Source organism: Aquamicrobium sp. YD-1-mutant5 (assembly GCF_059509755.1).
In genome coordinates this window covers 218,164-238,935 of record NZ_JCAKKP010000004.1, presented here as the reverse complement: position 1 = coordinate 238,935, position 20,772 = coordinate 218,164, and the positions used below count along the sequence as shown (strand labels likewise).

Here is a 20,772-nt window from a genome sequence, read left to right as displayed (position 1 = left end):
GGCTGGCACGGCCCTATTGCCCCATGAACGAGACTGCATCCGAATCACGCACCAACGCCACGGAATTCAGCGTCAGCGAGATTTCCGGCGCGCTGAAGCGCACGGTCGAGGACGTGTTCGGCAATGTGCGGGTGCGTGGCGAGATTTCCGGCTATCGCGGGCCGCATTCTTCCGGCCATGCCTATTTCGCGCTGAAGGACGACCGCGCCCGGCTGGAGGCGGTGATCTGGAAGGGCACCATGTCGCGCCTCAAGTTCCGGCCGGAGGAAGGCATGGAAGTGGTGGCGAGCGGCAAGCTCACCACCTATCCGGGATCCTCCAAATACCAGATCGTCATCGACAATCTGGAGCCGGCCGGTGCCGGCGCGCTGATGGCGCTTCTGGAAGAGCGCAAGCGCCGGCTGGCGGCCGAGGGCCTGTTCGATCCGGCCGCCAAGCGCCGCCTGCCCTTCATGCCGGCCGTCATCGGCGTCATCACGTCGCCGACGGGCGCGGTGATCCGCGACATCCTTCACCGCATCCGCGACCGCTTTCCGCTGCACGTCATCGTCTGGCCGGTGCGGGTGCAGGGCGAAACTTCCGGCGCGGAAGCAGCCGCAGCCGTCACCGGCTTCAACGAACTGACCTCTGACGGGCCGATCCGGCGGCCGGACGTGCTGATCGTGGCGCGCGGCGGCGGCAGTCTGGAAGACCTGTGGGGCTTCAACGACGAGGCGCTGTCGCGCGCCGTCGCCGCCTCGCGGATCCCGGTGATCTCGGCTGTCGGCCACGAGACCGACTGGACGCTGATCGACCTTGCGGCGGACGTGCGCGCCCCAACGCCGACGGGGGCGGCCGAGATGGCGGTGCCGGTGCGGGCCGAACTGGAAGCGGCGCTGGCCGCACTGGCCTCACGGCTGCGCGGCTGCGTCTCGCGCCGTCTGGAACGCGACCGGCAGGCGGTGCGGGCGGCAGCGCGCGCCCTGCCCACGCCAGACCAGTTGCTGGGGCTGAAGCGGCGCCGCTTCGACGAGGCCGAAAGCCGGCTGCAACGGGCGCTGGAAGTGGGACTTGAACGCAAGCGGGCGCGGTTGGCGGCAATCCGGCTGACGCCGGCTGCCCTTTCGCGGCGCATGAGCGAGGCGCGCCTGCTGATCGGCCGCGACATGGCGCGCGCGCAGGCAGCCCTTTTTGCGGTGATCCGCGAACGGCGCGAGCGGTTTCGCAACAGCTCCGCGAGGCTGACGCCGGTCTCCATCCTGCGACGCCAGCGACATCAGACGGATACACTCGCCGGACTGGCGCGGCGAGGCGATCAGGCGCTGGATGTGCGGCTTGAACGGCTGCGTGCCCGGCTAACGCAGGCAGACCGGCTTCTCTCCACGCTGAAGCTTTCGGAACAGTCCATTCTTGAACGCGGCTACGCCATGGTGCTGGACGAGCAGGGTGCGCTGGTGCGGCGGGCGGGCGACATCGCCGCCGGCCAGACTCTGGAGCTGCGCTTCGCCGATGGCGCAGCAACGGCGACCGTGAAAGGCGGCAACCCCGTGGCCGAGCCGGCACGCGCCCGCCCCGCACAGAAGCTGAAGGACAGCGGCAGCCAGGGTTCGCTTTTCTGAGATCGGGATTTTTCAGCTGCCTGCAGCAGCGTGACGCCTGACGGCCGAAGCTGCTTCAGCTTCAACAATATGCTAAAAAAGCAGCGCAAGGTTGCGAGGCTAAAAGATTGAGCCGCGCGCTTCAGTGGCTTCCGGCTGCGGCAGCGGGTGGAGCAGACTGGCCGTCCTGTCCGGCTTCGCCATTTTCAGCGTCCGTTTCGGCGGCATCTTCCAGATGCAGGGCGATCAGTTCCTGTATGTCGCCCACCTCTTCCTGAATGTCCTCAAGCGGAATGCCGGCCTGAGCGGCTTCCTCGGTGCATTCGCGCGCCAGCGTTTCGGCCTGCTCGTCGATTTTCGCGGGATCGGTGCCGGCCGGCACAGAAGGGGACTGGCAATTTTCGCCGATCCATTCCTGAAGGAATTTGATCGCTTGTTCACTCATTTTCCTGCGTACCCCGTATCTGGTGATCCGGTTCCGTTACAGCCCAAGGCTGGCTAGCTTAAAAAATCGCCGGATGCTCATCACACTGCGTTGCCGCGTGTCAGAAAACGCCGCCGCCCACCGGGTCCGGACAGCATATGTGGTTGCCGCTTATGGGGGCGAGGCGATGGATCATCGTCGGGAACACCATTCCGGCAAACTTGTTCTTCGGCAGTCTCAATCTAGGCATTCACGCCTGAGGCTGCAATATGCACAAGACGACACCCACAGGCCGATACACAACGAAGGCAGGAGAGGTGGTACCGTTGGCTGGGTTCGAACCAGCGACCTCCGGATCCACAATCCGGCGCTCTAACCAACTGAGCTACAACGGCACAGGCCCGTTTCGGGCATATCCCGAACCTCACCTTCCGCGTACAACGGAACGGCTTCAGCCCGGCGAAGCGTCAATACGGTTTAATGAAGCCTAATTCAAGCCATGTGTGAGGGAAAACAACACACGAGGCGCAGAAGCTTCCACATCTTGTTCCCGAACAGGCCGGAAACGCAAAAAGGCCAGCGGGAGGAGGCCGGCCTTTCTGGTATTCTGCGAAATTTCCGGTGCCGGGCGGGAGGAGACCCGGCGGCCGGAAGCGGGTCAGGCAGCCTTGCCGGTCTTGAAGGACTTCTCGACAGCCGACTTGATCGGCTTGGAGACATCTTCGGCAGCCTTGGCGGCGACAGACTGGAAGTCCTTGGCCTGAGCCACGACATCTTCGAAACGCTGACGCAGGAACGAGGTCTGGAGCTCGACCACTTCCGACAGCGAACGGGCGCCGACAAGGGCTTCGAGGTGGTTGAAGCCGGCTTCTGCGTTGGCGCGCAGAGCGGAAATGGTCTTCAGCGACAGATCGCTGGAGTTCGAACGGACAGCTTCATAGGTCGACTCGAACGCCTTCTGGGCTTCTTCGGTGCCAGCCTTCAGCTTGGTGTAGGCTTCCTTCGACTGCTCGATGCCCTTTTCAGCAAAATTGCGAACGCTGTCAGCGGCCTTGGAGGCGTCAAATGTGGGGAATTCAACGGTTTCTGCGGTTTTGGTCTTGGTCATGTCGATCCTTTCGGGGGCTGGGTCTTTGACTCAACGCCAATGTGTTCCACGGTGATGGGAGGTATATAGCACAAATTTTGTGCAATGCAATATCCTTGCTGCATTGCAACATGAAACACCGCGCACGTTAACCACACAGGCAGGATTCGGCGTTATGGAAGCCTGAGGTTGTGGACGAGCGCGCGCTGGCCTTTTACTAACAAAGCGTTAATCTCAACCAGCCGACCCTGAGGGTTCGTCGAGAGCATGTCGTCTCAAGCCTACTCCTTTCTGGACGTTGCCGTACTCGATACGGTACGGCGGCGCTTTGCCGCGGGGGATGCGATGGTCATCCTGTCAACGGATCTGGAACTCGTTCTGTGGGCGAACGGTCCGGGTGCTGCCCTGTTTGGCCACGCGGGTGTCGATGATGCAATCGGTGCGGCAGCAGGCCTGCCGGCAATCGCCCGGCGCCAGATAGCGTCTACAGGCTCATTTCCCGACATCGGCACGGACCGGCCGCTTCTGGTGCGCCTCACCGCAGGCATAAGCGGCGCGAGCACTCCGCTGCTCGCCAGCAGCGTGACGATGCCGGATGGGGAGAAGGCCATCCTGCTGGCCGTACCGAAAGCGCCGGGCGATGCCGCGCCTGCCAGGCCCGATCCCGGTGCGCTGAGCGGCTTTGATGCCGACGTGCAGTTTCTGGCTTTTATCGACGGCAAGGGCCATGTCGAAGCGGATTCCGCCGGCTTTTCCGATCTGGGCATTCCCGCATCGACCCTCGCGACACTGGTTGCGGAGGTGGCGGGAGAGCGGGACCGCATGGTCAAGCGCCTGATCCGCGCCGGTGCGCGCTCCTATCCGGCAGGCATTGCGCGTCTCACCGACGAACCGCTGCGCCATCTTCTGGTTGTGGTCGATGATGGCATGGCCGAACCGGCAATCACGCCACGAGTGGACGGCAAACCTGCCCACGCGCCCGGTGACGAAGTGGGCAACCGGCACGACCACTGGTATTTCAGCCACGTCGACAAGCCGTCTGCCATGCAGGAGCGAAACAACCTCACCCCATCCGGCAACGGAACCCGCGATGCACATGCAGCGGCCCCGCAGGAAGACGCCCCTGCGGTGCGCTTCGTGTGGCGCACCGATGCGCAGGGACGCTTCAGCGCTCTTTCCGATGAGTTCGGCGCTGCTGTCGGCGCGGAAGCGGCGAATGTCATCGGTCGCCGGTTCCGTGAAGTGGCCACGACCTTCGGCTTTGACCCCGGCGGCGAAGTTGCAGGTCTTCTGGAACGGCGCGACACATGGTCCGGACGCTCGGTGCTGTGGCCCGTCGCCGGCACCGATCAGTGCGTGCCGGTCGATCTGGCGGCCCTGCCCGTTTACAACCGCGATCGTGAGTTTGAAGGGTTCCGCGGCTTCGGCATCGTGCGCATGGCGGAGATGCGGGCGGATCCGGAAAAGATCGGGCTGGCGCTGGTTCCCAATCCACCGCAGCCGGCTGAACATTTTCCTTCCGATGAAACGGAGCTTCCAGCCGATCCGTTCAATGGCGAGGTTCCGGCGATCAGCATCGCTCCGCAACCGGAACGCCGGTTCGCCGACAAGGTCATAAGACTTGCCGAACATCGCCCGCCGGCACAGGAACCTGCGGGCAAGGACAGGGGGCTTTCCTCGTCCGAGCGCAATGCCTTCCGCGAGATCGCGGAACGCCTGAGAAGAGACAGCACCGCCGCCGCGCCGGCCGACGAACCGAAGGCAGAGGCGCCCACCGCCGCGGCGGAGCAGCAGACGCGCCCCCACAGGTCGCCGGAACAGGTGGTGGATGTGCCTTCCCGTCGGACAAGCCGTTCGCTGCTCGACTACGCACAGGAAGATGACAATGACAGCATGGCAGATGCGGATTTCCGCGACGCCCGACTGGATGGCGATGCCATAGGGGTGTCTTTTGTAGAAGATGCCGGGACCGGTGCAGATAACCGCCAGGAGACGCTGCAAGCCGGCTTACCGTCACAACTGCCGCAGACCGAACCCGCCGAAAACGCGATTGCCGGCACCGTTTCCCCGGACACCACCATTCTCTCGCACCTGCCTGTGCCGCTGCTGATCCATGCCGGCGACGAGCTTCATTACTGCAACGACGAGTTCCTTGCTCTCACCGGCTATGAATCGCTCAGCGATCTCGCAGCGTGCGGCGGGCTGGACGCCCTGTTCATCGACCATCCGCAGGAACAGGTCGCGGCAGATAGTTCCGATGAGGACCATGGTCGTCACGCCCTCTTCCTTCGCACGAAGGATGGCGGTGAATTTCCTGTCGAAGCCGTGCTGCGTTCCGTGCCGTGGCAGGAGCGCAAAGCGCTGATGCTCGTTCTTCGCCGTCTGGGCGACGATCCATCCGGCGCCGGCACCGATGCGGAGGCGATCGCCCGCGCCGCGAACGCAGCCCATCAGGCCGACATCGCCGAGCTGAAGATGCGCATCAGCGAGATGCGCACCATCATCGACACCGCCACCGACGGCGTGGTGCTGATCGGCCGCGACGGCACGATCCGTTCCATCAGCCGCCCGGCAGAGGCCCTGTTCGGCTTCGACAGCGACGAGGTGGCCGGCAAGACCTTCGCCTCGCTCTTCGCCATCGAAAGCCAGCGCGCGGCGCGCGACTATCTGGCGGGGCTGACCGAACCCGGCGTCGCCAGCGTCCTGAATGACGGGCGCGAGGTCATCGGGCGCGAAGCGCAGGGGCGCTTCATCCCGCTGTTCATGACCATCGGCCGCCTGCCCAACGACAGCGGCTTCTGCGCCGTGGTGCGCGACATCACGCAATGGAAGCGCGCCGAGGAAGACCTGACCCAGGCGCGCGCGCTGGCCGAACGGGCCTCCTCGCAGAAGAGCGACTTCCTCGCCCGAATCAGCCACGAGATCAGGACGCCGCTCAACGCCATCATCGGCTTTTCGGAACTGATGGTGGACGAGAAATTCGGCCCCATCGCCAATGATCGCTACCGCGACTATCTGCGCGACATCAACCGCTCCGGCACCCATGTGCTGGATCTGGTCAACGACCTGCTCGACATTTCCAAGATCGAGGCCGGGCAACAGGAGATGGACTACGAGGCGGTGTCGCTCAACGACACGCTGGCCGAGACGGTGGCGCTGATGCAGCCGCAGGCCAATCGCGAGCGCGTCATCATCCGCTCCAGCTTCGCCTCGAAGCTGCCGGATGTGGTGGCGGATCTGCGCAGCGTGCGCCAGATCGCGCTCAACATCCTGTCGAACGCCGTCCGCTACACGCAGGCCGGCGGGCAGGTGATCGTCTCCACCGCCTACGAGCCTTCCGGCGATGTCGTGATGCGGGTGCGCGACACCGGCATAGGCATGACGCAGGCTGAGATCGAACAGGCACTGAAGCCGTTCAAGCAGGTCAACGCGCTGAAGCGCGGCCGCAGCGACGGCACCGGCCTCGGCCTGCCGCTGACCAAGGCCATGGTGGAAGCCAACCGTGCCCGTTTCACCATCACCTCGACACCCGGCGAAGGCACGCTGGTCGAAGTGGCGTTTCCTTCGGTGCGGGTGCTGGCCGGATAAAGCATGTCGCCTAAACGTGGGAACCCGGTTTCGGGATAACGACATGCGCGAAAACAGGAACCTGAAGCGTAAGGAGCGATCTGAAAGATCGCGACACGCTTTGGCTTGCGCCGGGCATCGGCACGGCGGGCGCAAAAAGAAAGGCGCCCGAAGGCGCCTGAAATTGAATTGTCACAACGGGCAGGGAAAATTCCATCAGGCGCGGGGGCGTTACCGGACGGGAACTCTCTTAACTCGAGCGTAACTATCGCCGCCAACCCCTTAACAAGTCCTTACCCGGATGCAGAAAAATTTACGAATCGGTTCCACATCTGAATTTTAGGTAAACTTCGTTCTTAAGCCTTCATTGACCATGTCGCGCCCTGTTTCCCGCGGTTTTCGCGGCCATATCACAGCGGCGGGCCGCCAGACCTGGTCGGTGAAGCTCTCAGGTTTGACGGCCGGATGTGGGCAACAGGCCATCAGCAAGCCATAAAGACTTGAAAAGCGTCATCCACTGGTTACACCTTGCGCCCACCTGACATGACGCGGAAAGGGCGAGATGACGTCGAGCTGGATCCGGCGTGGCTTATGGGTCGTCGGCATCGCTGCGGTTGCCGCGGCGCTGATGGTGGCTGCCCTGCCCTATGTCGCATCCAACCGCATCGTTCGCGACCGCATCGCATGGGAAATGAGCCGCTGGACCGGCTACCGCGTCACCATCTCCGGCTCCCCACAGGTCGAGGTCTGGCCGCAACTGAGCGCCGTGCTGACGGAAGTCTCCATGTCACGGTGGAGCGACCCGGAGCATACCCCCGTCATCTATGCGGAGCGGGTCGAGGTCGGTCTGGCCGCCATGGCCGCACTGCGCGGCGAGGTGTCGTTTTCATCCACCCGGCTTGTGCGCCCCACGGTCAGGGTGGAGCGCACGGCATCCGGGCTCTATCTGCCCTCCCTGCCGGAAAGCGGCAGCATCGGCTATTCCATCGAACTGGCGCGCGGCATGGTCAGGTCCGGCGCGGCGGAGCCTGATCCGAAGCTCGTTCCGGGAGGCGCGCTCGGCAATATCGAAATCCGCGACGGGCGCATCGTCACCGCCATCAACGGCAAGGACAGCGAGGTTCTCAGCGGCGTCAGCGCGAAAGCCAACTGGCCCGCTCCCGGTGCAGCGGCTTCCTTTTCAGCCTCGGCGATCTGGCGCGGCGAAAACGTCACCGTCGAGGCCGCCACGCAAAAACCTCTGGCGCTTGCGGCCGGCAGTTCCGCGCCTATCAGCTTCTCCGTCAAATCGGCACCGGCAAACCTGTCTTTTGAAGGCAAGGCCGGGCTCGCCGCAAATCCTTTCATCGATGGCGATGTCAAGTTCCAGTCGCCCTCCATACGCCGTGTCATGGAATGGACAGGCATGCGGATGGCGAGCGCTACCACCATCGCGGCGATGTCGGTTTCGAGCCATGTTTCGGGCGATGCGGAGCGCGTGAAGCTCGACAACACCCAGATCACGCTGGGCAAGAACCCCGGCACAGGCGTGCTCGACCTTGCCTTTGGCGAACACGGCCGGCCGACCCTTTCGGGCACGCTGGCCTTCGAGACGCTGGATCTCGGGCCCTTCGTGTCGGCGTTCACGCCGCTTGCGGCGCCGGCCAACCCCGGTGCCGACGACATCGACGCGACGCTTGCCGGCTTCATCAATCTGGACCTGCGCCTTTCGGCGGCCAAGGCTACGGCCGGACCCATTCCGCTGAATTCTCTGGCAGCGACGGCTCAGGTGAGGGACGGCCTTTCGGTGTTCGATGTTTCCGATGCCAGCGCCTTCGGCGGCAACATCCAGACCGGCATCCGCTTCGACCGCACCCCCGGCGGCACCCAGGCCGAGATGAGACTGCTGGCCTCGGATATCAATGGCGCTGCGTTCGGCGAAGCCGTGGGCATGACGCGCCTGATGCCGACCGGAAAGGGCAACATTTCCGTCATCCTGAAGGGACCGGGCAAGGGCTGGAACTCCATCATGGAGAATGCCGACGGCTCCATCTCCGCCACTTTCGGACCCGGCTCGCTTTCCGGCCTCGATCTGGCCGCTTTCGTGAAACGCAATGCCGAAGGCGGCTTTTTCCCGCTCGACGAGGTCGCCAATGGCAGCGTGCCGATCGACGGCGCAGAATTCAAGGCCAATGTCGCCAAGGGTGTTGTGCGCATCGAAAAAGCGCAGGCCAACCACGGCAATTCGCGCCTGTGGCTGACCGGCATCATGCCCTATGCCGGACGTGGCCTTGCCCTGACGGGTGGCATTTCCAGCCAGCAGCCACCGCCCGCATCGAATGGTGAGAACGGCGAGACGCCCGCTCCGCCCACGAACCAGACATGGTTCTTCGTCGGAGGAAGCTGGAGCGCGCCTTTCATATCGCCGATTTCCGGCTCGGCCCCGAACTGAGCCCATGGCAGCCGTCGTTCGCGGCTGCAAATGGCTCACACGGCAAGCAGGTGCTTCTTCGCGGGATCCGGGATCACCACGATCGGGCTGCCGTCCCTGACATTGTCATGAAGGTGGATGATGTCCTGATTGACCAGCCGGATGCAGCCGGACGACACTTCCTTGCCGATCGACCACTCCTCCGGCGAACCGTGAATGCGGTAGAGCGTGTCCTTGCCGTCTTTGTGGATATAGAGCGCCCGGGCGCCGAGCGGATTGCGCAGGCCCGGCGGCATGCCGCCATTGGCGATGCTGTAGGGTTCGAGTTCCGGCTGGCGCGCCACCATCTCGTCGGGCGGTGTCCAGCGCGGCCATTCGCGCCTGTAAGCCATGATTGCGCGCCCTGCCCATGAGAAGCCATCGCGTCCGACGCCGATGCCGTAGCGGGTGGCGCGCCCGCCGGACTTTACATGGTAGAGATATTTGCCGGGCGTATCGACGATCAGCGTGCCCGGTTTCTCGGGCGTCTCATAATCTATCTCCGTGCGCCAGAACCGTTCGTCAAGTTTGGCAATGTTGACGGCCGGCACGGGAAACTGCTCGTACGGCAACGCATCGTAGATCGGCGGCCTGACAGCTTTGGGCGGAGCAGGAGCCACATTCGGCACTATTTTTGAAGGAGGCCGGGTCGACGTGCAACCGGCAAGCGTTACCGCGCCAATTCCGATAACAAACACACGGCGCGTCACAGCGGCCGGAATTCTGCTTTGATCACCCAAGGTCCGGAGTTCCTCTTCATCATTGCCTGGGCGGCGGATGAAACCGCCTCGCCTTAAGCCCACCTTAAGGCTATCTGCGGGATGCAACCTCGCGGGGGCCGCGCTTGAGGGGTTGTTAGGAATCGCAGCCTAATTTGGCCGATAACGGAAAGTTCATCGGGGAATGAATTGGCAAGCCACGTCCGGCCATCGCCATGGGACAGCGCAACGCTGACAGCCTGCCTGCCCGCCACAGGCGTCAGGCCGGACAAGGCCGTGCGGTGGCATATTGCCGGGAGCCGATCATGTGCGGGATAGCCGGCTATCACGGCCATCTGCCGGCTGGCGAAGCGCAGGCGCTGTTGCAGCGCATGTGCGCGGCGATCACCCATCGTGGCCCGGACGGACAGGGCATCCATGTCGAGGCAGAGGTGGGGTTCGGGCATCGCCGGCTCGCCATCATCGACCTGTCGGAAGACGGCGCGCAGCCGATGGCCAATGACGACGGCACCGTCCGCGTCACCTACAATGGCGAGATCTTCAATCATGTGGAGCTGCGCTCCATGCTGGAGGCGCGCGGCCGCCGTTTCCGTACATCCAGCGACACGGAAGTGCTGCTGCGGCTTTACGAAGAATTCGGCGCGGAATGCGTGAGCCATATCAACGGCGATTTTGCCTTCGCCATATGGGACGGGGCGCGCCGCCGCCTGTTTCTGGCGCGCGACCGCATGGGCGTGCGGCCGCTGTTCCACACCATGCACGAAGGCCGGTTCTATTTTGCCTCGGAGGCGAAAGCCCTGTTTGCGGTGCCGGGCATCGCGCCGGAGATCGACCCTCTGGCGCTCGACCAGATCTTTACGCTGTGGGCGCCGATCGCGCCGCGCACCGCCTTCAAAGGCATTTCTGAGCTTCCGCCCGCGCATCTGATGATCGTGGAGGAAGGCAGGACCGAAATCCGTCCTTACTGGGCGCTTTCCTTTCCCGACGCCGGTGACGGGGACAACCGTTCACATGCAGCACTGGCCGAAGAGCTTCGTACGCTTCTGGAGGATGCAACCCGCATCCGCCTGCGCGCCGATGTCGAGGTCGGTTCGCTTCTGTCGGGCGGGCTCGATTCCTCCGTCATCACGGCGCTTGCCGCGCGGCTGGCTCCGGGGCGGCTGCGCAGCTTCGGCGTCACCTTCGACGATCCCGAATTCGACGAAAGCGCGTGGCAGCAGACCATGGCGCAGGCACTCGGCGTCACCCACCATGCCGTCGCCTGCCGGGCCGGCGATATTGCCGGAATGTTCCCTGCCGTCATCCGCCATTGCGAACGCAGCGTGCTGCGCACCGCACCGGCTCCCCTCTACCGGCTCGCCCGATCGGTGCGGGAACAATCGGTGAAAGTCGTTCTCTCCGGGGAGGGCGCGGACGAAATATTTGCCGGCTATGATATTTTCCGCGAGGCGCGCATCCGCCGCTTCTGTGGACGCCAGCCCGAATCCAGAACACGACCGCATCTGTTCCGCAGGATCTATCCCTACCTGCCCTCCCTGCAGCAGCAGTCACCCGAATATCTGGCCGCCTTTTTCGGTGTGGGCGTGGATTCACCGGAAGACCCGCTGTTCTCGCATCGACCCCGCTTTCGCACCACGGCGGGTGGCAAGATGTTCTTTTCGCCGGAGCTGCGCTCGACGCTCGCCGGATACGATGCCGCCGGCGAACTGGCGAGCCTTTTGCCCGACGACTTCAGGCGCTGGCATCCGCTGCATCAGGCGCAATATCTGGAAACGCGCTTCCTGCTGCCCGGCTACATATTGTCCAGTCAGGGCGACCGTATGGCCATGGCGCATGGCGTCGAAGGGCGCTTTCCCTTCCTCGATCACCGCATGGTGGAATTCGCCAGCCGGCTGCCGCCCGAGGCCAAGCTCAACGGCCTGCGCGAGAAGCATATTTTGCGGGAGGCTGCCACAGGCCTGCTGCCGCCCACCATCGCCAACCGGCCAAAGCAGCCCTACCGGGCGCCGGACAGCGCCTCTTTCCGGGAAGCGAACTATGCGGCGGACCTGCTTTCTCCCGGGGCCATATCGGCCACAGGCCTCTTCAACCCGGCCACAACCGCAAAGCTTCTTGAAAAGAGCCGGCGCAGCGGACTTTCCGGGTTCCGCGACAATGCCGCCTTCGTCGGCATTCTCTCGACCCAGCTATTGTCGAAAGACCTCCCGAAACCAGCGCCTTCCGGCGTGTGATCGTTCATGAAAGGCCAGAATTCCATGTCAGAAACCATCCACAGCCAGATCCGCACTTTCGTGGTCGACAATTTTCTGTTCGGCGACCACAGCGCACCGCTCGCCGACGACCAGTCGCTGATCGAAAACGACGTCATGGATTCCACCGGCGTGCTCGAACTGGTGTCCTTCATCGAGGAGCGCTTCGGCATCGCCATGGCGGATGCGGACATCGTGCCGGCAAATCTGGATTCGGTGGCGCGCATCGTTTCCTTCATCGAACGCAAGCGCGAACCCGTGAACTGAGCAGACCCCGTGCGCGTCGAGACCTTCCTAAGGCAAAGTGCTGCGGCCGATCCCGACAGGATCGCGATCACTGCCGGCGATACATGCCTGAGTTATGGCACGCTCGATGCCGCCTCCGACCGTCTCGCCGCCGCGCTGATTGCACATGGCGCGAAACGCGGCGACCGCATTGCCGTGCTGATGGAAAACGTCCCCGAAGCCGCCGTCTCGATCTTCGCGGTGATGAAGGCGGGTGCGATCTTCTGTCCAGTCAACCCGCAGCTCAGGGCTGACGGCATCGCCTTCCTCCTGCGCGACGCGCGCCCGGTCGCGATCCTGACGCAGGCAAAGTTCCTGCGCGCCTGCGAGGAGGCCACCGCCGGGCTGGACACGCCGCCGCTGCTGATCTCAACCCGCGCGCTGGCCGCGCTGCCGCAGGGCGTTCTGGCATTCGACACAGCAATGTCGGAAGCACAACATGCGCTGCTTTCTGATCCCGGCGCTGACGACGACCTCGCCATGATCCTGTACACATCGGGCTCCACCGGCCGCCCCAAGGGCGTGATGATGACGCATCGCGCCATGGATGCGGTGTCGGCCTCGATCGCGCTCTATCTGCGCAACAGCGCCGACGACGTCGTCCTGTGCGCGCTGCCGCTTGCCTTCACTTATGGGCTCTATCAGCTTCTGGTCTGCGTTCGCACCGGCGCGCGGCTGGTGCTGGAGCGCAATTTCGCGTTTCCGCAGGCGGTGCTGGACAAGGCGCGCGCCGAAGGCGTGACCGGCCTGCCGCTGGTGCCGACCATCGCCGCCATGCTGCTGTCGATGAAGGACCTCGGCCCGCAGGCGCTGCCCGCGCTGCGCTATCTCACCAATGCGGCGGCTCCCCTGCCGCCTGCCCATGTCGAGGGCCTGCGCAAGCTTTTCCCGCAGGCGCAGCTTTACTGCATGTACGGGCTGACCGAATGCGCGCGGGCTGCTTATCTTGAGCCGGAGGAACTGGAGCGCCGCCAAGGTTCGGTCGGCAAGGCCATACCGGGCACCGAAGCCGTGGTCGTCGACCCGCAGGGACGCGAGGCTGAACCCGGCACTGTCGGCGAACTGGTCGTGCGCGGTCCGCATCTGATGCTGGGCTACTGGGAGAACCCGGTGGCTACCGAAGCCGTGCTCCGGCCGGGCCCGCAAACCGGTCTGCCGCAGCTCCATACGGGCGACCTGTTCCGCACTGATGCGGACGGCTTCCTCTATTTCGTCGGCCGCAAGGACGACATGCTGAAGGTTCGCGGCGAGAAGGTTGCCCCGCGCGAGGTGGAGGCGGCTCTTTGCACCTGCCCCGGCGTGGTCGAGGCGGTCGTCTGGGGCGTGGCGGACCCCGTTCAGGGCACATTGCTGCGCGCCGCCGTCGTCGCCTGCGACCCTGCCCTTGCCGAGCGCGACCTGTTGCGCCACTGCGCCCGCATGCTGCCCGACTACATGGTGCCCCGGACGATCGGGTTCCGGGACGAATTGCCCAAGACCGCCAGCGGCAAGATCGCCCGCCGGCTGCTCATCGAAACAGATGCCCCAATCCTCGCGCCCGCCACCGGCGCGGCTGCGAAAACCGGAGACTGAGAATGTCCGACACCAAATCCTTTTCCGCGCGCACGCTGGACATCGATCCGGAAGCCGAAACCGCGCGCATCGTCGAGGCCTTGCGCATGCAGCTGCGCACGGCGGTTCGGCGGCGCGGGCTTGTGCTGGGGCTCTCGGGGGGCATCGATTCCAGCGTCTGCGCCGCCCTTGCCGCACGCGCCGTGGGGCCCAAGAACGTCTTCTGCCTGTTCATGCCCGAGCATGATTCCGATCCCGAAAGCCTGCGCCTCGGACGGCTGGTCGCCGACACGTTCGGCCTTGAGGGAACCGTCGAGGACATCGGGCCGACGCTGGCCGCGATGGGCTGCTACGAGCGCCGCGACGCCTTCATCCGCGAGGTGGAGCCCGAATACGGCCCGGGCTGGAGCAACAAGATCGTCTTCGCCAACGCGCTCACCACCTCCGGCTTCAACATTTCCTCGCTGGTGGTGCAGACCCCGCAGGGCGAAATCCGCAAGCACCGCCTGCCGGCGCAGGCCTATCTCGGCATCGTCGCCGCCACCAACATGAAGCAGCGCACCCGCAAGCAGTTCGAATACTACCATGCCGACCGGCTGAACTATGCCGTCATCGGCACGCCGAACCTTCTGGAATACGATCAGGGTTTCTTCGTCAAGAATGGCGACGGCGCCGCCGACGTGAAGCCGATCGCCCATCTCTACAAGAGCCAGGTCTATCAGCTCGCCGAATATCTGGGCGTGCCGGAAGAGGTGCGCCGCCGCCCGCCGACCACAGACACCTATTCGCTGGCGCAGACGCAGGAGGAATTCTATTTCGCGCTGCCCTATGACCGCATGGACCTTTGCCTCTACGGGCTGAACCACGGCATTCCCGCCGCAGACGTTGCGAAAGCCGTGTCGCTGACGGAGGAACAGGTGGGGCTGGTGTGGAACGACATCGCCGCCAAGCGCAAGGTAGCCCGCTATCTGCACTTGCCGCCCCAGACGGTGGTGCCTGTCTGAACGGAGATCAGGAGGCGGGCGCGAAACGGGCGACGAGCGTGTGGTTGTCGCCCGGATAGGTCAGCCGCACGAAGGTGACCGGCCCTGCATGGCTCCAGGTGCGGCGCTCGACCACGAGGCAGGGCGTATCCTTCGGGCGGTTGAGCAGGCGGCCGATCTCTGAGGTCGCGGCCACCGCCGATATGCGGTTTTCGGCTGCGCTCCACGGCACCTGCGCGATCAGCCAGCCGCCCGGCGCATTGATCGTGAAATCGGTTTCCGTTGCCTCCGGCACGACGCCGGCATTGATGCGGCGCTCTTCCACGCAGAACGGCTTGCCGCCGGCGAAGTGCACGGCGAGCAGGTCGATCATCGGGGTAGGCTCTGCCAGTTCCATCAGGCGCTTGTCTTCCGCGTTGGAGCGGCGCTGCTTTCTGGAGATGAGCGTATAGCTGTAGGGCAGGCCGAGCGAGCGGACTTCCGCCTCGATGTCATGAAGCTCCAGCACGGCAGACTGGGCGCGCGGCATGGTGACGAAGCTGCCGGCCTTGCGATGGCGCTCGATCAGCCCGGCCTTGGCAAGCTGGGTCATGACCTTGTTCACGGTCATGCGCGAACAGCCATAATGCTCTGCCAGATCGACCTCGAACGGCAGGCGGAAGCCCGGCGGCCATTCGCCGGACACGATGCGCCCCTCGATCTCGTTCAGGATCGTCTGGTGGAGGGTCGCATCCTTGCCGTTACCGTTTGCCACGTCGCCTTCGCTCTTGCCGCTGCCTGAGCTTCCCTATCGTATCGACAGGCTCATCGGAATCCTTTTTCCGCAACAATCAGGTAGACAGCTCGGCCATCACCTTGGCGAAGCGCGCGGCAATGGCATCGCGCCTGCGATGGCGGCCGCCCTCGACCTGCTTCGTCCCACCGACCCAGACGCTGTCGACGCCGATGCCACGGGCGAAGACGAAATGGTCGAGCACCTTTTCCGCCGGCAGATACTGCGTGGCCGAAAGATCGAGCGCGAGAAGATCGGCCGGACGGCCGGCCTGGATGCCGGTGGTGGTGCCGAGTGCCTGCGCACCGCCCTTCAGCGCCCGTGCGTACAGGTTCAGGCCGGTGGACTGACCGGGGTCGGCCACCACATTGCGCGAGCGGCGCAGGAGGCGCTGCGAATATTCCAGCGTGCGCAGCTCTTCTTCCAGCGAGATCAGGATGTTGCTGTCCGAGCCGATGCCGAAGTGCCCGCCGGCGGCGAGGAAGTCGGGAGCCTCGAACACGCCGTCGCCCAGATTGGCCTCGGTGATCGGGCAAAGACCCGCCACCGCACCGCTTTTCGCCATACGCGCGGTTTCGTCAGCGGTCATGTGGGTGGCGTGGATCAGGCACCAGCGCTCGTCCATATCCATGCTGTCGAGCAGCCATTCAACCGGGCGCTTGCCCGACCATGCAATGCAGTCCTCGACCTCCTTCACCTGCTCGGCGACATGGATGTGCACCGGCCCGCCCTTGGCGAAGGGAATGACCTGCTGAAGCTCTTCCGGCGTGGCGGCGCGCAGGCTGTGCGGGGCGATGCCGAGCACGGCACCCGGCAGGCCGGCGACGATTTCCTCAGAACGCTGCATCAGGCGGGCGAAGGCATCGACATCATGGATAAAGCGGCGCTGCCCCTCAATGGGAGCGGCTCCGCCGAAGCCGGAATGGGCATAGAAGACCGGCAGCAGGGTGAGCGCGATGCCGGTTTCCGCGCTGGCCGCACCGATACGCGCGGCCATCTCGGCCGGATCGGCATAGTGCGAGCCGTCCTTGTCGTGATGCAGATAGTGGAACTCGCCGACCCGGCAGAAGCCCGCCTCCAGCATCTCGACATAGAGCTGAGCCGCGACCGCCTCGACCTGCTCCGGCGTCATCGACAAGGCAGCACGGTACATTTCCGTGCGCCAGCTCCAGAACGAGTCCGCACCCGGTCCGCGCGTCTCGGCCAGACCCGCCATGGCCCGCTGGAAGGCGTGGCTGTGCAGATTGGGCATGGCCGGAACCACGAAGCGGTGGCGCTCGTCACCGGCCTGCGCCGCCACGCCCGTTTCCACACGTTCGATGCCGGCATCGGAGAAGGTGATGCGCACATCCCGCGCCAGCCCGTCCGCCAGAAGGGCATTCTCGGCGTGAATGACTGTCATGAAGGACCTCCCGGGTCAAAGTAAGCAACATTTTTTGGCTTGCGCCGATGCGGATTAAGTATATACATAACAGCAAGGCCAACCTGACGCAACTTGCTTGTCGAGGAGATCACCAATGGCAAAAGGCGACCGCATCTGGACCAATGCGCGGCTGGCGACACTCGATCCCGCCCGGTCGGGGCTCGGTATCGTTGACAATGGCGCGATCGCCGTTCGCGACGGCCGCATCCTGTTTGCCGGCCCTGCCGCCGACCTGCCTTCCACCGAGCTGTCCGGCGCCGGGACCATCGATTGTGACGGCCGCTGGATCACGCCCGGCCTGATCGACTGCCACACCCATATCGTCCATGCCGGCAACCGGGCGCGCGAGTTCGAGATGCGGCTGGCCGGCGCTTCCTATGAAGAGATCGCGCGGGCCGGCGGCGGCATCGTCTCTTCCGTCACCAATGTGCGCGCCGCCGACGAGGACACGCTGATCGCTGAGAGCCTGCCGCGTCTCGACGCGCTGCTGGCCGAAGGCGCCACCACCATCGAGATCAAGTCCGGCTATGGCCTCACCATCGCCGATGAACTGAAGATGCTGCGCGCCGCGCGCACGCTCGCCGGCAAGCGCGACGTGGACATCGCCACAACTTATCTCGGCGCCCATGCGACGCCCGCCGAGTACAAGGACCGCAACGGCGACTTCCTGCGCGAGGTCGTGCTGCCGGGGCTGGAAGCCGCTCATGCCGAGGGCCTTGTCGATGCCGTCGACGGCTTCTGCGAAGGCATCGCCTTCTCGCCCGACGACATGCGGCTGGTGTTCGATGCCGCGCAGAAGCTCGGCCTCAGGGTCAAGCTGCATGCCGATCAGCTCTCCAACCTGCATGGCGCCGCCCTTGCCGCTTCCTATGGCGCGCTGTCGGCTGACCATCTGGAATATACGGACGATGCGGGTGCTGCCGCCATGGCGAAAGCCGGCACGGTTGCGGTGCTTCTGCCCGGCGCCTTCTACTTCATCCGCGAGACGAAGAAGCCGCCGGTCGAGCTGTTCCGCAAGCACGGCACCCACATCGCGCTTGCCACTGACAACAACCCCGGCACCTCGCCGCTGACCTCGCTGCTGCTCACCATGAACATGGGTGCGACGCTGTTTGCGCTGACCGTGGAAGAATGCATTGCCGGCATCACCCGCGAGGCCGCGCGTGCGCTGGGCAAGCTGGACACCATCGGCACGCTGGAAGCCGGCAAGCAGGCCGACCTTGCCATCTGGGACATCGCCGAGCCGGCCGAGCTTGTCTACCGCATCGGCTTCAACCCGCTGCACGCCCGCATCCGCGACGGCCGCGACGCCACGATCTGAACCCTTCCCGGAGGAAACTGCACATGACCATCACCCTTCATCCCGGTTCCGTGCCGCTGGCCGATCTGGCTGAAATCTACTGGAATGGCGCGAATGCCGTTCTCGACCGCAGCTTCGATGCCCGCATCGAGAAGGCAGCGGCCCGCATCGCCGCCATCGCCGCCGGCAACGAGCCGGTCTATGGCGTCAACACCGGCTTCGGCAAGCTGGCCTCGATCAAGATCGATGCCGCCGACACTGCAACCCTGCAGCGCAACCTCATCCTGTCGCATTGCTGCGGCGTCGGCGCTCCCATGCCGGAAAATGTCGTGCGCCTGATCATGGCGCTCAAGCTGGTTTCGCTGGGCCGGGGCGCTTCGGGCGTGCGGCTTGAACTGGTACGCCTGATCGAAGAAATGCTGGAAAAGGGCGTGGTGCCGCTGATCCCCGAAAAGGGCTCGGTCGGCGCATCGGGCGACCTTGCCCCGCTCGCCCATTTCGCCGCCGTGATGATGGGCGAAGGCGAAGCCTTCTATCAGGGCGAGCAGCTTTCGGGCCGCGCCGCACTTGAGCGCGCCGGCCTCGCCCCGGTCGTGCTCGCCGCCAAGGAAGGTCTGGCGCTGATCAACGGCACGCAGGCCTCGACCGCGCTGGCGCTGGCCGGCCTGTTCCGCGCCCACCGCGCCGCACAGGCGGCACTGATCACCGGCGCGCTCTCCACCGACGCCGCCATGGGCTCGTCCGCGCCCTTCACCGCCGACATCCACACGCTGCGCGGCCACAGGGGCCAGATCGACACGGCAGCATCCTTGCGCGCCCTGCTCGACGGCTCGGCCATCCGCCAGAGCCATATCGACGGCGACGAGCGCGTGCAGGACCCTTACTGCATCCGCTGCCAGCCGCAGGTGGACGGGGCCTGCCTCGACCTGCTTCGTCAGGTCGGCCGCACGCTGGAAATCGAGGCCAACGCCGTCACCGACAATCCGCTGGTGCTCTCAGACGACAGCGTCGTCTCGGGCGGCAACTTCCACGCCGAGCCGGTGGCCTTCGCCGCCGACCAGATCGCGCTTGCCGTGTGCGAGATCGGCGCCATTGCCCAGCGCCGCATCGCACTGCTGGTCGATCCCGCCCTCTCCTACGGCCTGCCGCCCTTCCTCGCCCGCAATCCCGGCCTCAACTCGGGCCTGATGATCGCCGAAGTGACCTCTGCGGCGCTGATGAGCGAGAACAAGCAGATGTCGCATCCGGCCTCGGTGGATTCCACGCCGACCTCGGCCAATCAGGAAGACCATGTGTCCATGGCCTGCCACGGCGCGCGCCGCCTTCTGCAGATGACCGACAATCTGTTCAACATCATCGGCATCGAGGCGCTGGCCGGCACGCAGGGCGTGGAGCTGCGCGGACCGCTGACCACCAGCCCCGAACTTCAGAAGGCGATTGCCTGCCTGCGCGCTGCCGTTCCGGCTCTGGAAAACGACCGTTACATGGCGCCTGATCTTGCCGTCGCGGCAAAGCTGGTCGCCGACGGATCGCTGACCGGCAGCGTTTCGGCCGGCCTGCTGCCGGCTCTGGAGGGTTGAGATGGCTGACGTCTTTGAAGTCCGTCAGGGCACCTCGCCGGTCATTCTGGGCCTGCCGCACACCGGCACCGACGTGCCGGACGACATCCGGGTGCGCCTGAACGACAACGGTCTCAAGCTGGCCGACACCGACTGGCACATCGAGCGGCTCTATGACGGGCTGCTCGACAACGTGACCACGGTGCGCGCCACCTTCCATCGCTATTGCATCGACGCCAACCGCGACCCGGCTGGCAGCAGCCTCTATCCCGGCCAGAACACCACGTCGCTGATCCCGGAGACCGATTTCGACGGCGTTTCGATCTGGAAGGACGGCGAGGCTCCGACCGACGCCGACACCGCCGACCGCATCGCGCGCTTCCACAAGCCCTATCATGATGCGCTCGCCGCCGAGATCGAGCGGGTGAAGGCGATCCATGGCGTGGCGATCCTCTATGACTGCCATTCCATCCGCTCGCATATTCCCTTCCTGTTCGAGGGCAAGCTGCCGGATTTCAACATCGGCACCCTCTTGGGCAAGACCTGCGACCCTGCGATCGAAGCCGCTGTCGTTGAGATCACCGGCAAGGCAGAAGGCTACACATCGGTGCTGAACGGCCGCTTCAAGGGCGGCTGGACGACACGCCATTACGGCAGGCCGGAAACGGGCGTGCACGCCATCCAGATGGAGCTTGCCCAATCCACCCATCTCGCCACCGAGACGGTGCCTTTCCACTATGACGACACGAAAGCCGCGCGCCTGCGCGTGCCTTTGAAAGCCATTCTCGAACGCATCGAAGAGATCGCGTCCGGGCTTAAACGCTGAG

15 protein-coding genes and 1 tRNA gene are annotated in these 20,772 nt (G+C 64.8%); 10 read left to right on the top strand and 6 right to left on the bottom strand.

The features are described from left to right. The first annotated feature begins 23 nt into the window (after positions 1–23). Positions 24–1,598 carry an exodeoxyribonuclease VII large subunit gene (gene xseA / locus AC5XE7_RS08820; protein WP_495365705.1) on the top strand — a complete coding sequence of 525 codons (1,575 nt, stop codon included), beginning with the start codon at positions 24–26 and terminating at the stop codon, positions 1,596–1,598. A 121-nt stretch (positions 1,599–1,719) separates the two neighbouring features. On the opposite strand, the gene AC5XE7_RS08815 is transcribed toward xseA, so the two are convergent. From AC5XE7_RS08815 to AC5XE7_RS08805, 3 genes are all read right to left on the bottom strand, one after another. After that, positions 1,720–2,022, bottom strand: a complete 303-nt coding sequence (locus AC5XE7_RS08815; RefSeq protein WP_183826495.1) for a DUF768 domain-containing protein — start codon at positions 2,020–2,022, stop codon at positions 1,720–1,722. 297 nt (positions 2,023–2,319) lie between these two features. After that, positions 2,320–2,396 (bottom strand) — tRNA-His (locus AC5XE7_RS08810). A gap of 263 nt (positions 2,397–2,659) precedes the next feature. Next, entirely contained in the window at positions 2,660–3,109 is a 450-nt protein-coding gene (locus AC5XE7_RS08805) for a phasin (RefSeq protein ID WP_495365704.1), read from the bottom strand. 246 nt (positions 3,110–3,355) lie between these two features. Here AC5XE7_RS08805 and AC5XE7_RS08800 point away from each other — a divergent pair, with 246 nt between their 5' ends. Together AC5XE7_RS08800 and AC5XE7_RS08795 are read left to right on the top strand one after the other, a co-directional pair. Then, complete coding sequence (locus AC5XE7_RS08800) at positions 3,356–6,676, top strand: PAS domain S-box protein (RefSeq protein ID WP_495365703.1); 3,321 nt, start codon at positions 3,356–3,358, stop codon at positions 6,674–6,676. Positions 6,677–7,217: 541 nt separating this feature from the next. Then, entirely contained in the window at positions 7,218–9,086 is a 1,869-nt protein-coding gene (locus tag AC5XE7_RS08795; RefSeq protein WP_495365702.1) for an AsmA family protein, read from the top strand. A gap of 35 nt (positions 9,087–9,121) precedes the next feature. On the opposite strand, the gene AC5XE7_RS08790 is transcribed toward AC5XE7_RS08795, so the two are convergent. Further along, a complete protein-coding gene (locus AC5XE7_RS08790) occupies positions 9,122–9,844 on the bottom strand; it encodes a L,D-transpeptidase (RefSeq protein ID WP_495365701.1) in 723 nt (240 codons plus the stop codon). A 284-nt stretch (positions 9,845–10,128) separates the two neighbouring features. On the opposite strand from AC5XE7_RS08790, the gene asnB reads away from it, so the two are divergent. The 4 genes from asnB to nadE are packed head-to-tail and all read left to right on the top strand — an operon-like array spanning position 10,129 to position 14,912. Next, complete coding sequence (gene asnB / locus AC5XE7_RS08785) at positions 10,129–12,054, top strand: asparagine synthase (glutamine-hydrolyzing) (protein ID WP_495365700.1); 1,926 nt, start codon at positions 10,129–10,131, stop codon at positions 12,052–12,054. 24 nt (positions 12,055–12,078) lie between these two features. Then, positions 12,079–12,339: an acyl carrier protein gene (locus tag AC5XE7_RS08780; RefSeq protein ID WP_183826479.1), complete on the top strand. Its 261-nt coding sequence runs from the start codon at positions 12,079–12,081 to the stop codon at positions 12,337–12,339. Between the two features lie 9 nt (positions 12,340–12,348). Continuing rightward, positions 12,349–13,929, top strand: a complete 1,581-nt coding sequence (locus AC5XE7_RS08775) for a class I adenylate-forming enzyme family protein (RefSeq protein ID WP_495365699.1) — start codon at positions 12,349–12,351, stop codon at positions 13,927–13,929. A 2-nt stretch (positions 13,930–13,931) separates the two neighbouring features. Continuing rightward, the gene (gene nadE / locus AC5XE7_RS08770) at positions 13,932–14,912 is read left to right on the top strand and encodes an NAD(+) synthase (RefSeq protein WP_495365698.1); all 981 of its coding nucleotides are present in this window, start codon (positions 13,932–13,934) and stop codon (positions 14,910–14,912) included. 7 nt (positions 14,913–14,919) lie between these two features. On the opposite strand, the gene hutC is transcribed toward nadE, so the two are convergent. Next, positions 14,920–15,645 carry a histidine utilization transcriptional repressor HutC gene (gene hutC, locus AC5XE7_RS08765; protein WP_239800241.1) on the bottom strand — a complete coding sequence of 242 codons (726 nt, stop codon included), beginning with the start codon at positions 15,643–15,645 and terminating at the stop codon, positions 14,920–14,922. Positions 15,646–15,721: 76 nt separating this feature from the next. Then, positions 15,722–17,065, bottom strand: coding sequence for a formimidoylglutamate deiminase (locus tag AC5XE7_RS08760; RefSeq protein WP_495365697.1), 1,344 nt, complete (start codon positions 17,063–17,065; stop codon positions 15,722–15,724). Between the two features lie 115 nt (positions 17,066–17,180). On the opposite strand from AC5XE7_RS08760, the gene hutI reads away from it, so the two are divergent. From hutI to hutG, 3 genes are read left to right on the top strand one after another with little or no spacing between them, the layout of a single operon-like run. Then, positions 17,181–18,407 (top strand): imidazolonepropionase, encoded by a 1,227-nt coding sequence (gene hutI / locus AC5XE7_RS08755; RefSeq protein ID WP_495365696.1) that lies wholly within the window; start codon positions 17,181–17,183, stop codon positions 18,405–18,407. A gap of 23 nt (positions 18,408–18,430) precedes the next feature. Further along, on the top strand, positions 18,431–19,966 hold the full coding sequence (hutH, locus tag AC5XE7_RS08750) for a histidine ammonia-lyase (RefSeq protein ID WP_495365695.1): 1,536 nt from the start codon (positions 18,431–18,433) through the stop codon (positions 19,964–19,966). A 1-nt stretch (position 19,967) separates the two neighbouring features. Next, a complete protein-coding gene (hutG, locus tag AC5XE7_RS08745) occupies positions 19,968–20,771 on the top strand; it encodes an N-formylglutamate deformylase (protein WP_495365693.1) in 804 nt (267 codons plus the stop codon). Position 20,772 lies beyond the last annotated feature (1 nt).